Origin of the sequence: Mesorhizobium sp. M7A.F.Ca.CA.004.04.2.1 (assembly GCF_004022825.1) — a bacterium.
Lineage (GTDB): Bacteria > Pseudomonadota > Alphaproteobacteria > Rhizobiales > Rhizobiaceae > Mesorhizobium.
The window spans coordinates 1-2,326 of sequence record NZ_RZPH01000950.1 but is presented as its reverse complement, the minus strand read 5'-3'; the positions used below and the strand labels follow the sequence as shown (position 1 = coordinate 2,326).

Below are 2,326 nucleotides of genomic sequence, written 5' to 3'. Positions count from 1 at the left end.
ACCTGTTGCTGGCCATCGGCAACCCCTTCGGCGTCGGCCAGACCACCACCAGCGGCATCGTCTCGGCACTGGCCCGCAGCCATATCGGCGTCTCCGATTCCAGCTTCTTCATCCAGACCGACGCCGCCATCAATCCTGGCAATTCCGGCGGCGCGCTGATCAACATGGGCGGCCAGCTGGTCGGCATCAACACCGCCATCTACAGCCGCAGCGGCGGTTCGATCGGCATCGGCTTCGCCATTCCCTCGAATATGGTCCGCGCTTTTGCCGACGCGGCCAAGGCCGGGCTCGACTTCTTCGAACGGCCCTATATCGGCGCCGAGTTCGAATCGGTGACGCCGCAGATCGCCGAATCGCTCGGCATGGAGAAGCCGACCGGTGCGCTGGTCTCGTCGGTCGAGGCGACCGGTCCGGCCGGCAAGGCAGGACTCAAGCCCGGCGACGTGGTGCTGCAACTCAATGGCAAGCCGGTCGAGAGCATCGAAGCGCTGGACTACCGGATGGCGACGCTGTCGATCGGCACCACCGCCAATTTCGCGGTTTTGACCAAGGGCCAGCAGGCGGCGATGGATATTGCGCTGGAGCGTGCTCCGGAAGGCATGAAAGCTGCCGAGGTGACGCTGCATGGCCGCAGCCCGTTTTCGGGCGCCAAGGTCGCGGAGCTGTCGCCCCGGCTCGCGCAGCGGCTTGGCCTGCGCACGGACATCAAGGGCGTCACCGTGGTCGACATCAACCGTGATTCTCCGGCCGCCGATTTCGGCTTCCAGCCGGGCGACATCGTGCGCGAGGTGAACGGCACCACCATCGATACCGCGGCGACCCTGGAGTTGGCGGCCAGGACGGATACGCGCTGGTGGCGCTTTACCGTCGAGCGTGGCGGGCAGATAATGCGTCAGGTGTTGCGTTATTAGGGCTGGGTTCCGTGCATTCGGGCTCATGCTCCAACGAAAAAGAAGTGCATGGCCGATCTGTTCAGCGTCGATGAACCGGAAAAGACCCCGCCTGGGCGGCCGCTGGCCGACAGGCTGCGGCCGAGAAACCTTGGCGAGGTCGTCGGCCAGGAGCATCTGACCGGCCCTGACGGCGCGCTGACCCGGTTGATCGGTTCCGGCTCGCTCGGCTCGATGATCTTCTGGGGGCCGCCCGGCACCGGCAAGACCACCGTGGCGCGCCTGCTTGCCGGCGAAACCAGCCTGGCCTTCGAGCAGATATCGGCTGTCTTTTCCGGCGTCGCCGACCTGAAAAAGGTGTTCGAAGCGGCCAAATTGCGCCGCACCAATGGCCGCCAGACCTTGCTGTTCGTCGACGAGATCCATCGCTTCAACCGTGCCCAGCAGGACAGCTTTCTCCCGGTCATGGAGGACGGGACAGTCGTGCTGGTTGGCGCCACGACCGAAAACCCGTCCTTCGAACTGAATGCCGCTTTGTTGTCACGCGCGCGCGTTCTGGTCTTCCATTCGCTTGGCGAGGAGAGCATCTCCAAGCTGATGGTGCGGGCGGAGGAGACCGAGGGCAGGGCGCTGCCGCTCGACGACGAGGCGCGGACCATGCTCATCCGCATGAGCGATGGCGACGGCCGGGCCTCGCTGACGCTCGCGGAAGAAGTCTGGCGGGCAGCCAAACCCGGCGAGGTCTTCGATCCCGAGGGACTGCAGCGCATCGTCCAGCGCCGCGCGCCGATCTACGACAAGGGCCAGGACGGCCATTACAATCTGATCTCGGCGCTGCACAAATCGGTACGCGGTTCAGACCCTGACGCGGCTCTCTACTATCTCGCACGCATGTTCGATGCCGGCGAGGATCCGCTCTATCTAGGCCGCCGGCTGGTGCGCATGGCCATGGAAGACATCGGCCTTGCCGACCCGCAGGCGCTTGTCGTCGCCAATGCCGCCAAGGATGCCTACGACTATCTCGGCTCGCCCGAGGGCGAGCTGGCTTTTGCCGAGGCCACCGTCTATCTCGCCACCGCGCCCAAATCCAACGCCGTCTACAATGCTTTCAAGGCTGCCACGCGGGCCGCGAAGGAACACGGCTCGCTGCTGCCGCCCAAGCACATCCTCAACGCGCCGACAAAGCTGATGAAAGAGGAGGATTACGGCGCCGGCTATCGTTACGACCATGACGAGCCGGATGCCTTTTCGGGGCAGGATTATTTTCCCGAGAAGATGGGCCGCCAGACCTTCTATGATCCGCCCGAGCGCGGCTTCGAGCGCGACATCAGGAAGCGGCTCGACTATTGGGCGAAGCTGCGCAAGGAGCGGGAGTAGCAGGCTTGCGTGAGGCCGTTGGCCAGATCCACCAGGCAGCCAGCCGACCACGATAGCAG

2 protein-coding genes are annotated in these 2,326 nt (G+C 64.7%); both read left to right on the top strand.

The window, feature by feature from the left end:
• On the top strand, positions 1-911 hold a 911-nt coding region (locus EN893_RS29635), incomplete at its 5' end, for a PDZ domain-containing protein (RefSeq protein WP_128362009.1).
• A 48-nt stretch (positions 912-959) separates the two neighbouring features.
• Positions 960-2,267, top strand: coding sequence for a replication-associated recombination protein A (locus tag EN893_RS29630; protein WP_127268774.1), 1,308 nt, complete (start codon positions 960-962; stop codon positions 2,265-2,267).
• Positions 2,268-2,326 lie beyond the last annotated feature (59 nt).

What these genes read in the sequence shown, in the direction of transcription:
- EN893_RS29630 (WP_127268774.1), top strand. Translation starts at nt 960, where the DNA reads ATGGCCGATCTGTTCAGCGTCGATGAACCGGAAAAGACCCCGCCTGGG.